The following is a 14,749-nucleotide window of genomic DNA, read 5'->3' on the forward strand; positions in this document are numbered from 1 at the left end:
GCGCGCTCAAGCGGCGAGGAACAGCGCAGCGGCCGCGGTGTCGGTGAGGTTGCCGAGCCACCCCATCAGAAGATAGCCCAACGGCGAAATCACGATCGTCGACCCGATCAGGAGCGTCCAGTGTGCCCGGTCGTTGCGGCCGTTCACCCGATCGACGGCGTCGTCGAAGAACATCACCTTGATGACCTTGAGATAGTAGAACGCCCCGATCACACTGCCTGCGATGGCTATCAACGCCAGCGGCAGCAGGTTCGCCGCCACCGCCGCGTTGAAGATGACCAGCTTGGCATAGAAGCCGAGCAGCGGCGGTATGCCCGCAACGCTGAACATCACCAGGGCGAGGCACCACGCGATACCGGGTTGCGTGCGGCTGAGACCAGCGATGTCGCCGAACGTTTCGAGCTGGTTGCCCTCCGCATCGCGCAGCATCAGCACCGCGACGAAGCTGCCGATCGACATGACGACGTAGATTGCGAGATAGACGAGCATCGCGCTCGCCCCCTGCGCTGTCGCCGCGGCGAGGCCGACGAGGATGAAGCCGACGTTGTTGATCGAGGAGTACGCAAGCAGCCGCTTGAGGTTGTCCTGCCCGATCGCGCCGAGTGCCCCGACGACTATCGAGGCGAGCGCGACGAAGGACACCACCTGGCGCCAGGCGTCGGGTTGCCCGCCGAACGCGTCGATGGCGACGCGCATCAGCAGCGAGATCGCCGCGACCTTGGGGGCGGTCGAGAAGAACGTCGTCACCGGCGTCGGCGCGCCTTCGTAGACGTCGGGCGTCCACATGTGGAACGGGACTGCCGAGATCTTGAATGCGAGCCCCGCGAGGACGAAGATCAGGCCGAAGAGCGCCCCGGTGGACAGGCCGGTCGCCATAGACGCCCGAATGCCGGCGAAGCTCGTCGTACCGGCGAACCCGTAGGTAAGGCTCATGCCGTAGAGAAGGATGCCGCTCGCGAGCGCGCCGAGCACGAAATACTTCAGCCCCGCCTCTTCCGACCTACTGTCCGTGCGCAGGAAAGCAGCGAGGACATAAGCCGCCAGACTGTTCATCTCGAGCCCGATGTAGAGCGTCATGAGATCGGCGGCCGAAACCATGAGGCTCATGCCGAGCACAGCGAACAGGATAAGCACCGGATATTCGGCGCGCATCGCGTCCCACCGCGCGAAGAAGCGCGGCGCGATCATCAGGCTGGCCGCGGCCGCGATGTAGATCAACAGCTTCGAGAAGGCGGCGAACGCATCGACGCGCAACTGCCCGAAGAACGCCTGCGTGCCCGCCCCCATGTCGCCGCCCGACAGGACGGGCACGGTGAAGGCGGCGGCGCCGAACAGGATCGCGACCGCGGCGACGGAGATCGCCCGGCTCGCCTTGTCGCCCAGCCACGCGGCGGCGAGCAGCAGGATCAGGCCGCCGATCGACAGGATCGTCTCGGGGACGATCAGCGAAAGCGAAGTCTGAAGGTCCATCAGTGCTGGCCCTCCGCTTCACCGCCGTGTTCGGCGCCGGTCCCTTCGGCATGCGGCATCGCGTTGGCCGCCTGCGTGCGGCGCCCGGTCTGCGCGAGCGCACTGTCGTAGTGTGGCTTGGCGCGGGCGACGCGGGCGTCGAGCGCGGCGATATCCTTGCGCATGGGGGCGAGGAAGCTTTCCGGATAGACGCCCATCCACAGCACCGCCGCGGCGATGGGGGCGAGCATCAGCCACTCGCGGGCGGTGAGGTCGGGCATGGCGGCGGCATCGGCGTTCTTCTGCACGCCGAACGCCACCCGCCAGTACAGGTACAGCATGTAGGCCGCGCCGAGGATGATGCCGGTGGTGCACACCAGCGTGACGAAGGTGGATACCTGATACGTCCCGGCGAGGCTGAGGAATTCGCCTACGAACCCGCTGGTGCCGGGCAGTCCGATGCTGGCCATCGTGAACAGCAGGAAGAAGATCGCGTACTTCGGCATGTTGATCGCCAGCCCGCCGTAGCGGTCGATCTCGCGCGTGTGCAGCCGGTCGTAGATCACGCCCACACACAGGAACAGCGCGCCCGATACGAGCCCGTGGCTGAGCATCACGATCATCGCCCCTTCGAGGCCCTGCACGTTGAAGGCGAACAGGCCGATGGTCACGATCCCCATGTGCGCGACCGAGGAATAGGCGATAAGCTTCTTCATGTCGTGCTGGACCAGCGCGATGAGGCTGGTGACGATGACCGCGATCATGCTGAGCGCGAAGATAAGCCAGGCCAGCTGCGCGCTCGCTTCGGGGAACATCGGCAGGCTGAACCGAATGAAGCCGTAGCCGCCCATCTTCAGCAGCACGCCCGCCAGGATCACCGAACCGGCGGTGGGTGCCTGCACGTGCGCGTCGGGCAGCCAGGTGTGCACCGGCCACATCGGCATCTTCACCGCGAAGCTCGCGAAGAAGGCGAGGAACAGCCAGGTCTGCGCGCGCGGATCGAAATCGTACTGCATCAGCGTGGGGATGTCGGTCGTGCCGGCGGTGTTGATCATCCACAGCATCGCGACCAGCATCACGACCGAACCGAGCAGCGTGTAGAGGAAGAACTTGTAGCTCGCGTAGATGCGGTCCTGCCCGCCCCAGATGCCGATGATGAGATACATCGGGATGAGGCCGGCTTCGAAGAAGATGTAGAACAGCAGAATGTCTTGCGCCGCGAACACGCCGATCATCAGCAGTTCCATGAACAGGAACGCGGCCATGTATTCGCCGACCCGCTTCTCGATCGAATCCCAGCTGGCGAGGATGCAGATCGGCATCAGGAACACGCTGAGCACGATCAGCAGCAACGCGATCCCGTCGATCCCGAGCGCGTAGCTGAAACCGGAGAACACCTCCGCCCGCTCGACGAACTGCCACTGGGCACCGCCGACGTCGTAACTCGCCCACAGCGCGATGCCGAGCGCGAGGTCGACAAGCGTGGCGACGAGCGCGACCATGCGCGCGGCCTTCGCCTCGAGGAAGAAGCAGGCCAGCGCGCCGACCAGCGGCACGAGCAGCATCACGGAAAGGATCGGGAAGCCCCCCATCAGAACAGAACCCAAGTAATCGCGGCGACGAGGCCGATCAGCATCCACAGGGCATAGGTATTGAGGAAGCCCGACTGGATGCGCTTGGCCCCCACGGTCCCCTGCGCCACGGCCCAGGCCGCGCCGTCGGGGCCGAACCGGTCGATCGTGCCCTTGTCGATCCACTTCCAGAACTTGTCGCCGAACCAGAAGGCCGGGCGGACGAACAGCACGTTGTAGAACTCGTCGAAGTACCACTTGTTGAACACGAAGCGATACACCGGGCCGAGCTGCTCCGCGACCATGCCGGGGAAGCGGGTGTTGCGGATGTAGCCGTACCAGGCGGTCACGAAGCCGAGCACCATCACGATGAACGCGGCGTACTTCACCGGCCACGGCACGGCGTGCATCGCGTGGATCAGGTTCTCGTTGTAGAAGATCGCGCCCTGCCAGAACCCTTCGGTGTCGAGGAAGGCGGGGGCGAACACCTGCCCCGCCGCGATCGCGCCGAGCGACAGCACGCCGAGCGGCACGAGCATCGGCCACGGGCTCTCGTGCGGGTGATACCCCGCGGTCCCGTCACCGTGGTCGGGATCGGGTACGTGGTGTGCGACATCGTGGCCCGCGTCTTCCTGGCGGGGCGGGTTGTGCTCATCGGGCTCGTCGTGTCCGTGATGGACAGCGTGCTGGATGTGCTCGCTCTCCGCCCAGCGCGGCTTGCCGAAGAAGGTGAGGAACACCAGCCGCCAGCTGTAGAAACTGGTCAGCAGCGCGGCGAACACGCCCATCCAGAACGCGAAGCTCGCCATCTCGGTGCCGCGCGCGAACGCGACTTCGATGATCGCGTCCTTCGACCAGAAGCCGGCGAAACCGAGGTGCAGGTCGTAGATGCCGAACCCGGTGATCGCCAGCGTACCGGCCATCATCGCCCAGAACGTGAGCGGGATATGCTTACGCAGGCCCCCGTAATACCGCATGTCCTGTTCGTGGTGCATGGCGTGGATCACGCTGCCCGCGCCGAGGAACAGCAGCGCCTTGAAGAAGGCGTGCGTGAACAGGTGGAACATGGCCGCGCCGTATGCCCCGACGCCGGCCGCGAAGAACATGTAGCCGAGCTGCGAACAGGTCGAATAGGCGATGACCCGCTTGATGTCCCACTGCGTCGTGCCGACGGTCGCCGCGAAAATGCAGGTCGCAGCGCCGATGAACGTCACGAAGGCGAGCGCGATCGGCGCGGTCTCGAACATCGGGCTGAGGCGGCACACCATGAACACGCCGGCCGTGACCATCGTCGCGGCATGAATCAGCGCGGAGACCGGGGTCGGACCCTCCATCGCGTCGGGCAGCCAGGTATGCAGGCCGAGCTGCGCCGACTTGCCCATCGCGCCGATGAACAGGAGGATGCAGAGCACGTCCATCGTGTCGACGCGGTAACCGAGGAACCCGATCGTCGCGCCCGCCATGCCCGGCGCGGCGGCGAGGATCTCGGGGATCGAGGTCGTGCCGAACACCAGGAACGTGCCGAAAATGCCGAGCATGAAGCCGAGATCGCCCACGCGGTTGACGACGAACGCCTTCATCGCCGCCTTGTTGGCGCTCGGCTTGCGGAACCAGAACCCGATGAGGAGGTAGCTTGCGAGCCCCACCCCTTCCCAGCCGAAGAACATCTGGACGAGGTTGTCCGCCGTCACCAGCATCAGCATCGCGAAGGTGAACAGGCTGAGATACGCGAAGAACCGGGGCTGGTCCGGGTCCTCTTCCATGTAGCCCCAGCTGTAGAGGTGGACGAGCGCCGATACGGTGGTGATGACGACCAGCATGACCGCGGTCAGCGTGTCGACGCGCAGCGCCCAGTCGAACGTCATCGTGCCCGACTGGACCCACTGGAGAACCTGGACGACCTGCGGATCGGCGGTGCCGTTGAGGAACGACAGGAAAATCGGCCAGCTCAGCGCGCACGAGACGAAAAGCGCGCCGGTGGTGATCGACTTGACCACCGTGTTGCCGAGCGCGCGGTTGCCCAGCCCGCCGACGATGGCCGCGAGCAAGGGTCCGAAGACGATGATGAGTATCGGATGCACGGGCTCGCTTACCCCCTGAGCCGGTCGACGCTGTCGACCGCGATGGTGCCGCGGCCACGGAAATAGATGACGAGGATCGCAAGGCCGATCGCCGCCTCGCCGGCGGCCACGGTCAGCACGAACATCGCGAAAATCTGCCCGGTGAGATCGCCCAGCGCGGCGCTGAACGCCACGAGGTTGATGTTCACCGCGAGCAAGATGAGTTCGATCGACATCAGGATGACGATCACGTTCTTCCGGTTGAGGAAGATGCCGAGCACGCCGAGCACGAACAGGATCGTGCCGACGACGATGTAGTGTTCGAGACCGATCACAGCTGCACCCCTTCGCCGACCGTTGGCTTCACGTTGCGCGTCGCCTCGTCCGGGCGGCGGCGGATCTGCTTCGAGATGTCCTGCGGGCGGGTGTCCTTGCGCTCGCGGTGGGTCAGCACGATCGCGCCGACCATCGCCACCAGAAGGATGATGCCCGCGCTCTCGAACAGGAACAGGTACTGCCCGTAGAGGACCTGGCCGATCGCGGCGATGTTGCTCGTGGCGACCGGCGCGACCTGATCGGCGGTGGCCGGGGCCAGTTCGAGCCGGCCGGCCTGATAGGCGCCGATGCCGAACACCAGCTCGGCCAGCAGCACCAGCGCGATCAACAGCCCGAGCGGGAAGTTCTTGACGAACCCGGCGCGCAGGGCGGCAAAATCGATGTCGAGCATCATCACCACGAACAGGAACAGCACCGCGACCGCGCCCACGTAGACGATGACCAGCAGCATCGCGATGAACTCCGCGCCCGCCAGCACCATGAGGCCGGCGGCGTTGAAGAACGCCACGATCAGCCACAGCACCGAGTGCACGGGATTGCGCGCCGTGATCACGAGCACCGCGGAGGCGATCGTGAGGGCGGCGAAAAGGTAGAAGGCGGCAACCTGGATCATGTTTCGGCGCGGCCCCTATCGGTAGGGCGCATCGGCTTCAAGGTTCGCGGCAAGCGCCCGCTCCCACTTGTCCCCGTTGGCCAGCAGTTTCGCCTTGTCGTAGAGCAGCTCCTCGCGCGTTTCGGTCGCGTATTCGAAGTTCGGCCCTTCGACGATGGCATCCACCGGGCAGGCTTCCTGGCAGAAACCGCAGTAGATGCACTTGGTCATGTCGATGTCGTAGCGGGTGGTCCGCCTGCTGCCGTCCTCGCGCGGTTCGGCCTCGATCGTGATCGCCTGCGCCGGACACACCGCCTCGCACAGCTTGCACGCGATGCAGCGTTCCTCGCCGTTGGGATAGCGGCGCAGCGCATGCTCGCCGCGGAAACGCGGGGACAGCGGGTTCTTCTCGAACGGGTAGTTGATCGTCGCCTTGGGCTTGAAGAAGTACTTCAGCGTGAGGGCGTGCGCCTTCACGAACTCCCACAGGGTGAACGACTTGATTAGGTGCGCGACGGTCATCCGTACCTCGTGAACATGAGCCAGCCCGATACGAGCACGACGAACAGCAGCGACAGCGGCAGGAAAACCTTCCAGCCCAGCCGCATGAGCTGATCGTAGCGGTACCGCGGCACGGTCGCCTTCACCCAGCTGAAGATGAAGAAGAAGAAGAAGATCTTGAGCAGCAGCCAGACGAAACCGGGGATCCAGTAGAGGAACCCGATTTCGAACGGCGGCAGCCAACCGCCGAAGAACAGCACCGCGTTCAATGCGCACATCAAGAGCACGTTGGCGTATTCGCCCAGCCAGTAGAGCGCGAAGCTCATCGAGCTGTATTCGGTCTGATACCCGGCGACGAGCTCGCTCTCCGCCTCGGTCAGGTCGAACGGCGCGCGTGCGGTCTCCGCCATGCCGCTGATGAGGAACATGACCCACATCGGAAACAGCAGCAGGTTGAACCAGTAGCCGTTCACGATGCCGAAGCCATGCCCGCGCTGCGCCTCGACGATGGCGTTCATGTTGAAGCTGCCGGCGTAGAGCACCACGCAGATCAGGATGAACCCGATCGAGACCTCGTAACTGATCATCTGAGCCGCGGCGCGCATCGCCGAGAAGAACGGGTACTTCGAGTTACTCGCCCACCCGGCGATCACCACGCCGTAAACGCCGAGGCTGCTGATCGCGAGCACGTAGAGCAGCCCGACGTTGATGTCCGCCAGCACCGCGCCCGAATTGAACGGGATCACCGCCCACGCCAGCAGCGCCACGGTAAAGGTGATGATCGGCGCGATCAGGAACAGGCCCTTGTTCGCCGCCGAGGGAATGATGGTTTCCTGCAGGAACACCTTCAGCCCGTCGGCGAAGCTCTGCAGCAGGCCGAAGGGACCGACGACGTTAGGGCCCCGGCGCAGCGCCATCGCCGCCCAGATCTTGCGATCGGCGTAGATGATCATCGCCACGCCGAGCATCAGCGGCAGCGCGATGAGGAGGATGCCCGCGATGGTCGCGAGGAACCACGCCCAGCCCGCGTCCATGCCCCACTGGATGAATTGCGCGGTCATTCCGCGGCCTCCCGCTTAAACAGCCAGATGTCGAGGCGCCACACGATCGCCGCACCCAAGAAGGGAATAGCGGCAGAACTGAATGCGCCGGCGAGGCCCGCAAGCATCGCAGCAGGTGCGCTCACCTGGCTCGCCGCGAATATTGCGACGAGAGGAGTGCCGACGAAAAGTACAACAGCCAAGACGAACAAGATCTTAGCCGCATTCAGCATCAAGCTGGAATAGCTCATTCCGCGGCCTCCCGGATGTCGTCGCCGTGAAGGAGTTCGGCCGAGCATTCCTGCATCACGACGCTCGCCCGCGCGATGGCGTTGGTGAGGTAGAAGTCCTTGATCGGGTAGCCCGCGATCCGGCCTTCCGCTTTCGTGCCGCCCGATGCCGGCAGCGCGCCGTAGTCGGCCAGCCCCTCGACGCCGAGCGCGGGCACTTCGGCGATCATCGCGGCCTGGAGTTCGGCGAAGCTGTCGAACCCGACCGTCACGCCCAGCGCATCGGCCAGCGCGCGCAGGATCGTCCAGTCCTCCCGCGCATCGCCCGGGGCGAACACGGCCTTTTCGGCGAACTGCACGCGGCCTTCGGTGTTGACGTAGGTCCCGTCCTTTTCGCTGTAGGCGGCGGCGGGAAGGATGATGTCGGCCGCATGCGCGCCCTTGTCGCCGTGGTGGCCGATGTAGACCTTGAGGCTTTTGCCGAACGCCGACCAGTCGACCTCGTCCGCGCCCAGCGCCAGCACCACCTTGGGTGCGGCGTTAACGATGTCGGCGATGCCCCCGTCCTGCGCGTAGCCGAGCATCAGCCCACCCATACGCGCGGCGGAGAAGTGGAGCACGTTGAACCCGTTCCACGCGCTTTCGCCGTCGGCCGAGGCCGGGCGCGCCCAGTCCAGGCCGAGCAGTGCGTCGTGGGCGCCTGCCGCGAGCCCCGCCCCGCCAACGATCACCGCCGGCCGTGCGGCCTTGGCGAGCGCTTCGGTCACGTGGCCCGGCAGGTCGTGGAGGACCGCGGTGTCGTCGCCCAGGAATTCGGCCGGGAACGTCGTGTCCCAGCGCGGTCCGACCACGAATACCTTCGCCCCGCGCTTGGCCGCCTTGCGCAGGCGGACGTTCACCAGTGGCGCTTCCCAGCGGACGTTGCTGCCGACGATCAGGATGGCGTCGGCCGTCTCGATACCGGCGAACGTCGAATTGAAGTTCATCGCGGCGAGGTTGCCGGTGGGATAACGCATCCCGGTCTGGCGGCCCTCGAGCATGGTCGAGCCGAGCGCGTTCACCAGCTTCTTGGCCGCGAACATCGTTTCGCAATCGACCATGTCGCCCGCGATCGCGGCGATGCTCGCGCCCGGTTTGGCGTCGGCGATGGCGGCAAACGCTTCGTCCCAGCTCGCCTGCTGCAGCTTGCCATCCTTGCGAATGAACACCTTGTCGAGGCGGCGGCGGGTCAGCCCGTCGACCATGTAGCGGCCCTTGTCGCTGAGCCACTCCTCGTTGACGTCGTCGTTGATGCGCGGCAGCGCGCGGAGCACCTCGCGCCCGCGAGCGTGGAGCGTGATGTTCGCACCCACCGCGTCGCTGACGTCGATCGACAGGGTCTTCTTCAATTCCCACGGCCGCGCCTCGAACGCGTATGGGCGCGACGTAAGCGCACCGACCGGGCACAGGTCGATCACGTTGGCCGACAGTTCGTGCTTGGCCGCCTGTTCCAGATACGTTGTGATCTGCATGTTCTCGCCGCGATAGAGCGCGCCGATCTCGTCCACGCCGGCGATCTCTTCGGAGAACCGCACACAGCGGGTGCAGTGGATGCAGCGCGTCATCACCGTCTTGATGAGCGGACCCATGTACTTCTCGGTCACCGCGCGCTTGTTCTCGTGATAGCGCGATCCGCCGCGGCCGTAGGCGACCGACTGGTCCTGCAAGTCGCACTCGCCGCCCTGGTCGCAAATCGGGCAATCGAGAGGGTGGTTGATAAGGAGGAACTCCATCACCCCTTCGCGCGCCGACTTCACCATCTGTGTGTCGGTACGGATTTCCTGCCCCTCGGTCGCGGGCAGCGCGCAACTCGCCTGCGGCTTGGGCGGCCCGGGCTTCACTTCGACCAGACACATGCGGCAGTTGCCCGCGATGCTCAGGCGTTCGTGGTAACAGAAGCGCGGGATCTCCTTGCCGGCAAGCTCGCACGCCTGCAGCACGGTGGCGCCATCGGGCACTTCGATCGTTTCGCCATCTACGGTGACTGTGGGCATTATTCGGCGGCCTCCGCCATGTTTCCGGCTGCGTGGATCCGCCGCTCCAGTTCGGGGCGGAAGTGCTTGATCAGGCCCTGGATCGGCCATGCCGCCGCGTCGCCCAATGCGCAGATGGTATGCCCTTCGACCTGCTTGGTGACCTGGTGCAGCATGTCGATTTCCTCGACCGCCGCGTCGCCGGTGCGCAGGCGTTCCATCACGCGCCACATCCAGCCCACGCCTTCGCGGCAGGGGGTGCACTGGCCGCAGCTTTCGTGCTTGTAGAAGTAGCTGATGCGGCTGATCGCGCGGACGATGTCGGTGGACTTGTCCATCACAATGATCGCAGCGGTGCCGAGGCCGCTGCCGACCGCCTTCAGCCCGTCGAAGTCCATCGCGCAGTCGATAATCTGGTCGGCGGGCACGAGCGGGACCGAGGAACCGCCGGGGATCACCGCGAGGAGGTTGTCCCACCCGCCGCGGATGCCGCCGCAATGCTTCTCGATCAGTTCGCGGAAGGGGATGCTCATCGCCTCTTCCACGACGCACGGCTTTTCCACGTGGCCGCTGATCTGGAACAGCTTGGTGCCCTTGTTGCCCTCCGCACCGAAGCTGGAGAACCACGCCGCGCCGCGGCGCATGATCGTGGGGGCGACCGCGATGCTTTCGACGTTGTTGACCGTGGTCGGGCAGCCGTAGAGACCCGCGCCGGCCGGGAACGGCGGCTTGAGGCGAGGCTGGCCCTTCTTGCCTTCCAGGCTCTCGATCATCGCGGTTTCTTCGCCGCAGATGTAGGCGCCCGCGCCGCGGTGGACGAACACGTCGAAGTCGTAACCCGAACCGCAGGCGTTCTTGCCCAGCAGCCCGGCGGCGTAGGCCTCGTCCCGCGCCTTGAACAGCACTTCGGCCTCGCGGATGTATTCGCCGCGGATGTAGATGTAGGCCGCGCGCGCGCGCATCGCGAAGCCCGCCACCAGCGCGCCCTCGAGCAGCTTGTGCGGATCGTGCCGCATGATCTCGCGGTCCTTGCACGAACCGGGCTCGGACTCGTCGGCGTTGATGACGAGGAAGCTAGGCCGGCCGTCCTTCGATTCCTTGGGCATGAAGGACCACTTCATGCCGGTCGGGAAGCCTGCCCCGCCGCGGCCGCGCAGGCCCGACGCCTTGATTTCGTCGATGATCGCGTCCTGCCCGCGGGCGAGGATCGACTTGGTATCGTCCCAGTCGCCGCGCGCCTCGGCCGCGTTCAAGCCTGCGGCTTGGTAGCCGTAGAGGTTGGTGAAGATGCGGTCCTTGTCGGCAAGCATCAGCCGAGGCCTCCCTGCGAGAGGAAATAGATGGCGGCAACGATGATCAGGATGATCGCGCCGAACTTGACCACGCCCATCAGGACCTTCCATGCGAGGAAGATCAGCACGAGCGCGACGATGATCGTGACGATGCTCACCATTCACCCCGGTAGTCGTGGTTCTCGCTCACCATCGCCGTGAGGCTGCTGAGCGCACCGACCGGCTCCACCGTGTGCCGCTCGGGATCCTGCGTGCCTTCCTCCGGTTGCTCGCCGCGCTCAAGCGCATCGAGCACCGCGTCGAGGCGCTCGGGGGTGAGGTCCTCGTAGTTGCCGTCGTTGATCTGGACCATCGGGGCGCTGGCGCAGTTGCCCATGCACTCGACCTCGGTCAGCGTCCACAGGCCGTCGGGCGTGGTGTGGCCCTTCTTCATACCGCGCGCGTAGCAGGCGTCGAGGATGTCGTCCGACCCGCGCAGCATGCACGGGGTAGTGCCGCAGACCTGCACGTGGAAGCGGCCGACCGGCGCGATGTTGTACATCGTGTAGAACGTCGCGACCTCGAGCACGCGGATCACCGGCATGGCGAGCTCGGCGGCGACGAATTCCATCACCGGCAGCGGCAGCCAGCCCTGCGTGTTCGTCTCCGCGCCGACCTGCCGCTGGGCGAGGTCGAGCAGCGGCATCACCGCCGAGCGCTGACGCCCCTCGGGATAGCGCGCGACGATGTCTTTCGCGAGGGCCGCATTTTCGGCGGTCCAGGCGAACGAGCCCCACCGCTCGCGCAGTTCGGGCGTATCGGGTGCGGGGGCTCGGTCAGCCACGACGAAACCTCCTGTTCGTCGCCCCAGCGAAAGCTGGGGTCGCTGGCCAACTGGCGTTGCGCGTGAGGAGAGCGATCCCAGCTTTCGCTGGGATGACGATGCAGCAAGTTTCCATCACCGGTCGCACTCCCCGAACACCACGTCAATTGCGCCGAGGATGGCGGTCGCGTCGGGCAGCATGTGGCCCTTGGCCATGAAGTCCATCGCCTGCAGGTGGCTGAACGCGGTCGGGCGGATCTTGCAGCGGTAGGGTTTGTTCGACCCGTCCGACACGAGATAGACACCGAACTCGCCCTTGGGGCTTTCGGTGGCGACGTAGACTTCGCCCGCGGGAACGTGGAAGCCTTCGGTGTAGAGCTTGAAGTGGTGGATCAGCGCTTCCATCGACTGCTTCATCTCGGCGCGCTTGGGCGGGACCACCTTGCGGTCCTCGCTCGCCACCGGGCCCTCGGGCATTTCGGCGAGGCACTGCTTCATGATCCGCGCGGACTGGCGCACTTCCTCGACGCGGACCATGAACCGGTCGTAGCAGTCGGAGTTGGTGCCGACCGGGATGTCGAAGTCCATCCGGTCGTAGACGTCGTAGGGCTGGCTTTTGCGCAGATCCCACGGGATGCCGGCGGCGCGGATCATCGGGCCGGAGAAGCCCCAGGCGACCGCATCGTCCTTGCTCACCACCGCGATGTCGACGTTGCGCTGCTTGAAGATGCGGTTGTCGACCACCAGGCTCATCGCGTCCTCGAACAGCGTCGGCAGGCGGGTGTCGAGCCAGTCGGCGATGTCGGTCAGCAGCTTGAGCGGCACGTCCTGGTGCACGCCGCCGGGCCGGAAATAGGCACTATGCATGCGCGCGCCGCTCGCCCTCTCGAAGAAGTTCATGCAATCTTCGCGGATTTCGAACAGCCACAGGTTCGGCGTCATCGCGCCCACGTCCATCACGTGGCTGCCGAGGTTGAGCATGTGGTTCGAGATGCGCGTCAGTTCGGCGAAGAACACCCGCAGGTACTGCGCGCGGATCGGCACCTCGACGTTGAGCAGCTTCTCGATCGCGAGGACGTAGCTGTGCTCCATGCACAGCGGGCTGCAGTAGTCGAGCCGGTCGAAATACGGCAGCGCCTGAAGGTACGTCTTGTGCTCGATCAGCTTCTCGGTGCCGCGGTGGAGCAGGCCGACGTGCGGATCGATCCGCTCGATGATCTCGCCGTCCAGCTCCATCACCATGCGCAGCACGCCGTGCGCCGCGGGATGCTGGGGCCCGAAGTTGATCGTGTAGTTGGTGATGACCTCGTCGCCGGTGGTGGGCGACTGTTCCAGTTGCATCGTCATGGCGTGCAGTTCCACGTTCCGGGCGAGAACACCGTCTCGCCGCCGGGGCCGTCGACCTTCAGGTCGGCCGACCATTCGTTGCGCCCCGCGTTGATCGTCGGCGCGCCGTCGCCCCGCAGCACCGCGACAGTGTAGCCGCCGCCGGTCAGCGTGGGTCCGCTCTCGACATACTGCGGCCCGCCTTGCGCCGCGCCGGGGAGGACGACCTGGCGGCCGTCGATCACGAGCACGCCGTTGCCGCTGGCATCGGTGGTATCTTCGGCCCCCACGACCAGCAACGAACGGCCCTGGTAGATGAACGAGCAGCCGCCCTTGATCCGGCCGAGCGCACGCGGTGCTTCCTTGGTTAGCGGGGTAAGCTGCGCCTTGCCGGTGGGCGCGACGACGGGCTGCGCGTTGACTTCGGCAACGCTGGGCACCGGGCCGTTTGCGGCAAGCGCGCCGCCGACGCCAGCGCGCTGCGCGAAGTCGCCGGCGTTGTCGCCGCCGGTCGCGGCATCGTCGCCGGATTTCGAGCACGCGGCCAGGACGGCCACGGCAGCAAGGATCACGGCGCGTTTCATTCGCCCTCGCCCTTCTTCTTGCGCGGCGCGCGCGGCTTCTTAGGCGCGGCTGCCTTGTCGGGCTCGGTCGCGAGTTCGGTGTCGCGTCCCTTGCCCTTGCGCGGCTTGCGTGCGGGGCGGGTCTCGGTCGGCTCGGGCGCATCGGGCGCCGGGGTGCCGGTGTCGACGGGCACGGGTTCGCCCTGCCCCTGGCCCGACACGGTGCCGCCCTTGCCGGCGGGCGCGACGTGTTCGGCCGCCTTGGAATCGGTCGGCTCGCCGGCGCCGCTCACGCCCTTCTTCGGGGTTTCCTTGGGCTCGTGGACCGGCGGAGTGGCGGGCTTCTCGGCAGCCTTCTCGTCGCCCGGCAGCACGTAGTCGGCGCCTTCCCACGGGCTCATGAAATCGAACTGGCGCAGGTCCTGCGGCAGCTCCACCGGCTCGTACACGACGCGCTTCTCGTCCTCGGAATAGCGCAGCTCGGTGTAGCCCGTGAGCGGGAAGTCCTTGCGGAAAGGATGCCCTTCGAACCCGTAGTCGGTGAGGATACGGCGCAGGTCCGTGTTGCCGGCGAACAGCACGCCGTACATGTCGAACACCTCGCGCTCGAGCCAGCCGGCGTTGGGCCACAGCGTGGTCACGGTCGGCACCGGCGTGCTTTCGCTGGCGGTGCACTTCACCATGATGCGGTGGTTCTTCGTCAGGCTGAGCAGCATGTAGACGACTTCGAACCGCTCGGGCCGGCCCGGATAGTCGGCCCCGGCGATTTCCATCAGCTGCTGGTAGGCGTGATCATCGCGCAAGGTGCGCAGCGCATCCTCGATGCTGTCGCGCGCCACGGTGAACAGGATTTCGCCATGCTCTTCCTTCGCGGAGACGAACATGTCGCCGAGCGCGCCCGACAGCGCGGCTTCGACGCCTTCGTTCGATGCGATCTTCGGGGCGGGGTGGAGGACGGTTGCCATTTAATGCGCG

Annotated in this window: 15 protein-coding genes; all 15 read right to left on the minus strand. The window is 65.9% G+C overall.

Translation table 11 applies throughout. The features are described 5' to 3' along the window. Positions 1–6: 6 nt before the first annotated feature. The gene (gene nuoN, locus D4766_RS00360) at positions 7–1,470 is read right to left on the minus strand and encodes an NADH-quinone oxidoreductase subunit NuoN (protein ID WP_120715647.1); all 1,464 of its coding nucleotides are present in this window, start codon (positions 1,468–1,470) and stop codon (positions 7–9) included. Then, positions 1,470–3,041 carry an NADH-quinone oxidoreductase subunit M gene (locus D4766_RS00365; RefSeq protein ID WP_120715649.1) on the minus strand — a complete coding sequence of 524 codons (1,572 nt, stop codon included), beginning with the start codon at positions 3,039–3,041 and terminating at the stop codon, positions 1,470–1,472. The genes nuoN and D4766_RS00365 overlap by 1 nt, the downstream gene beginning before the upstream one ends. Further along, positions 3,041–5,101, minus strand: a complete 2,061-nt coding sequence (gene nuoL, locus D4766_RS00370; RefSeq protein ID WP_120715651.1) for an NADH-quinone oxidoreductase subunit L — start codon at positions 5,099–5,101, stop codon at positions 3,041–3,043. Before nuoL ends, D4766_RS00365 begins: the two co-directional genes overlap by 1 nt. Positions 5,102–5,109: 8 nt before the next feature. Next, a complete protein-coding gene (gene nuoK / locus D4766_RS00375) occupies positions 5,110–5,415 on the minus strand; it encodes an NADH-quinone oxidoreductase subunit NuoK (protein ID WP_120715652.1) in 306 nt (101 codons plus the stop codon). Next, the gene (locus tag D4766_RS00380) at positions 5,412–6,029 is read right to left on the minus strand and encodes an NADH-quinone oxidoreductase subunit J (protein ID WP_120715654.1); all 618 of its coding nucleotides are present in this window, start codon (positions 6,027–6,029) and stop codon (positions 5,412–5,414) included. Before D4766_RS00380 ends, nuoK begins: the two co-directional genes overlap by 4 nt. Before the next feature lie 15 nt (positions 6,030–6,044). Then, positions 6,045–6,530: an NADH-quinone oxidoreductase subunit NuoI gene (nuoI, locus tag D4766_RS00385; protein ID WP_120715656.1), complete on the minus strand. Its 486-nt coding sequence runs from the start codon at positions 6,528–6,530 to the stop codon at positions 6,045–6,047. Continuing rightward, on the minus strand, positions 6,527–7,570 hold the full coding sequence (nuoH, locus tag D4766_RS00390) for an NADH-quinone oxidoreductase subunit NuoH (RefSeq protein WP_120715657.1): 1,044 nt from the start codon (positions 7,568–7,570) through the stop codon (positions 6,527–6,529). Before nuoH ends, nuoI begins: the two co-directional genes overlap by 4 nt. Continuing rightward, positions 7,567–7,800, minus strand: coding sequence for a hypothetical protein (locus D4766_RS00395; protein WP_120715659.1), 234 nt, complete (start codon positions 7,798–7,800; stop codon positions 7,567–7,569). The genes nuoH and D4766_RS00395 overlap by 4 nt, the downstream gene beginning before the upstream one ends. Next, positions 7,797–9,812 (minus strand): NADH-quinone oxidoreductase subunit NuoG, encoded by a 2,016-nt coding sequence (gene nuoG, locus D4766_RS00400; protein WP_120715660.1) that lies wholly within the window; start codon positions 9,810–9,812, stop codon positions 7,797–7,799. Before nuoG ends, D4766_RS00395 begins: the two co-directional genes overlap by 4 nt. Further along, the gene (gene nuoF, locus D4766_RS00405; RefSeq protein WP_120715662.1) at positions 9,812–11,101 is read right to left on the minus strand and encodes an NADH-quinone oxidoreductase subunit NuoF; all 1,290 of its coding nucleotides are present in this window, start codon (positions 11,099–11,101) and stop codon (positions 9,812–9,814) included. Before nuoF ends, nuoG begins: the two co-directional genes overlap by 1 nt. Continuing rightward, the gene (locus D4766_RS13650; RefSeq protein ID WP_162935601.1) at positions 11,101–11,244 is read right to left on the minus strand and encodes a hypothetical protein; all 144 of its coding nucleotides are present in this window, start codon (positions 11,242–11,244) and stop codon (positions 11,101–11,103) included. Before D4766_RS13650 ends, nuoF begins: the two co-directional genes overlap by 1 nt. Continuing rightward, positions 11,238–11,906: a complex I 24 kDa subunit family protein gene (locus D4766_RS00410; RefSeq protein WP_120715664.1), complete on the minus strand. Its 669-nt coding sequence runs from the start codon at positions 11,904–11,906 to the stop codon at positions 11,238–11,240. Before D4766_RS00410 ends, D4766_RS13650 begins: the two co-directional genes overlap by 7 nt. A 114-nt stretch (positions 11,907–12,020) precedes the next feature. Beyond that, positions 12,021–13,232, minus strand: coding sequence for an NADH-quinone oxidoreductase subunit D (locus D4766_RS00415; RefSeq protein ID WP_120715665.1), 1,212 nt, complete (start codon positions 13,230–13,232; stop codon positions 12,021–12,023). Next, positions 13,229–13,795, minus strand: coding sequence for a hypothetical protein (locus tag D4766_RS00420; protein ID WP_120715667.1), 567 nt, complete (start codon positions 13,793–13,795; stop codon positions 13,229–13,231). Before D4766_RS00420 ends, D4766_RS00415 begins: the two co-directional genes overlap by 4 nt. Continuing rightward, complete coding sequence (locus D4766_RS00425) at positions 13,792–14,739, minus strand: NADH-quinone oxidoreductase subunit C (protein ID WP_120715668.1); 948 nt, start codon at positions 14,737–14,739, stop codon at positions 13,792–13,794. Before D4766_RS00425 ends, D4766_RS00420 begins: the two co-directional genes overlap by 4 nt. Between the last annotated feature and the right edge of the window lie 10 nt (positions 14,740–14,749).

It is taken from the genome of Tsuneonella amylolytica, from assembly GCF_003626915.1.
Lineage (GTDB): Bacteria > Pseudomonadota > Alphaproteobacteria > Sphingomonadales > Sphingomonadaceae > Tsuneonella > Tsuneonella amylolytica.

Bases quoted from the DNA above. Each gene is read 5' to 3' on its own strand.
- nuoN (WP_120715647.1), bottom strand. From the start codon at position 1,470: ATGGACCTTCAGACTTCGCTTTCGCTGATCGTCCCCGAGACGATCCTG.
- D4766_RS00365 (WP_120715649.1), bottom strand. From the start codon at position 3,041: ATGGGGGGCTTCCCGATCCTTTCCGTGATGCTGCTCGTGCCGCTGGTC.
- D4766_RS00380 (WP_120715654.1), bottom strand. From the start codon at position 6,029: ATGATCCAGGTTGCCGCCTTCTACCTTTTCGCCGCCCTCACGATCGCC.
- nuoI (WP_120715656.1), bottom strand. From the start codon at position 6,530: ATGACCGTCGCGCACCTAATCAAGTCGTTCACCCTGTGGGAGTTCGTG.
- nuoH (WP_120715657.1), bottom strand. From the start codon at position 7,570: ATGACCGCGCAATTCATCCAGTGGGGCATGGACGCGGGCTGGGCGTGG.
- D4766_RS00395 (WP_120715659.1), bottom strand. From the start codon at position 7,800: ATGAGCTATTCCAGCTTGATGCTGAATGCGGCTAAGATCTTGTTCGTC.
- nuoG (WP_120715660.1), bottom strand. From the start codon at position 9,812: ATGCCCACAGTCACCGTAGATGGCGAAACGATCGAAGTGCCCGATGGC.
- nuoF (WP_120715662.1), bottom strand. From the start codon at position 11,101: ATGCTTGCCGACAAGGACCGCATCTTCACCAACCTCTACGGCTACCAA.
- D4766_RS13650 (WP_162935601.1), bottom strand. From the start codon at position 11,244: ATGGTGAGCATCGTCACGATCATCGTCGCGCTCGTGCTGATCTTCCTC.
- D4766_RS00415 (WP_120715665.1), bottom strand. From the start codon at position 13,232: ATGACGATGCAACTGGAACAGTCGCCCACCACCGGCGACGAGGTCATC.
- D4766_RS00420 (WP_120715667.1), bottom strand. From the start codon at position 13,795: ATGAAACGCGCCGTGATCCTTGCTGCCGTGGCCGTCCTGGCCGCGTGC.
- D4766_RS00425 (WP_120715668.1), bottom strand. From the start codon at position 14,739: ATGGCAACCGTCCTCCACCCCGCCCCGAAGATCGCATCGAACGAAGGC.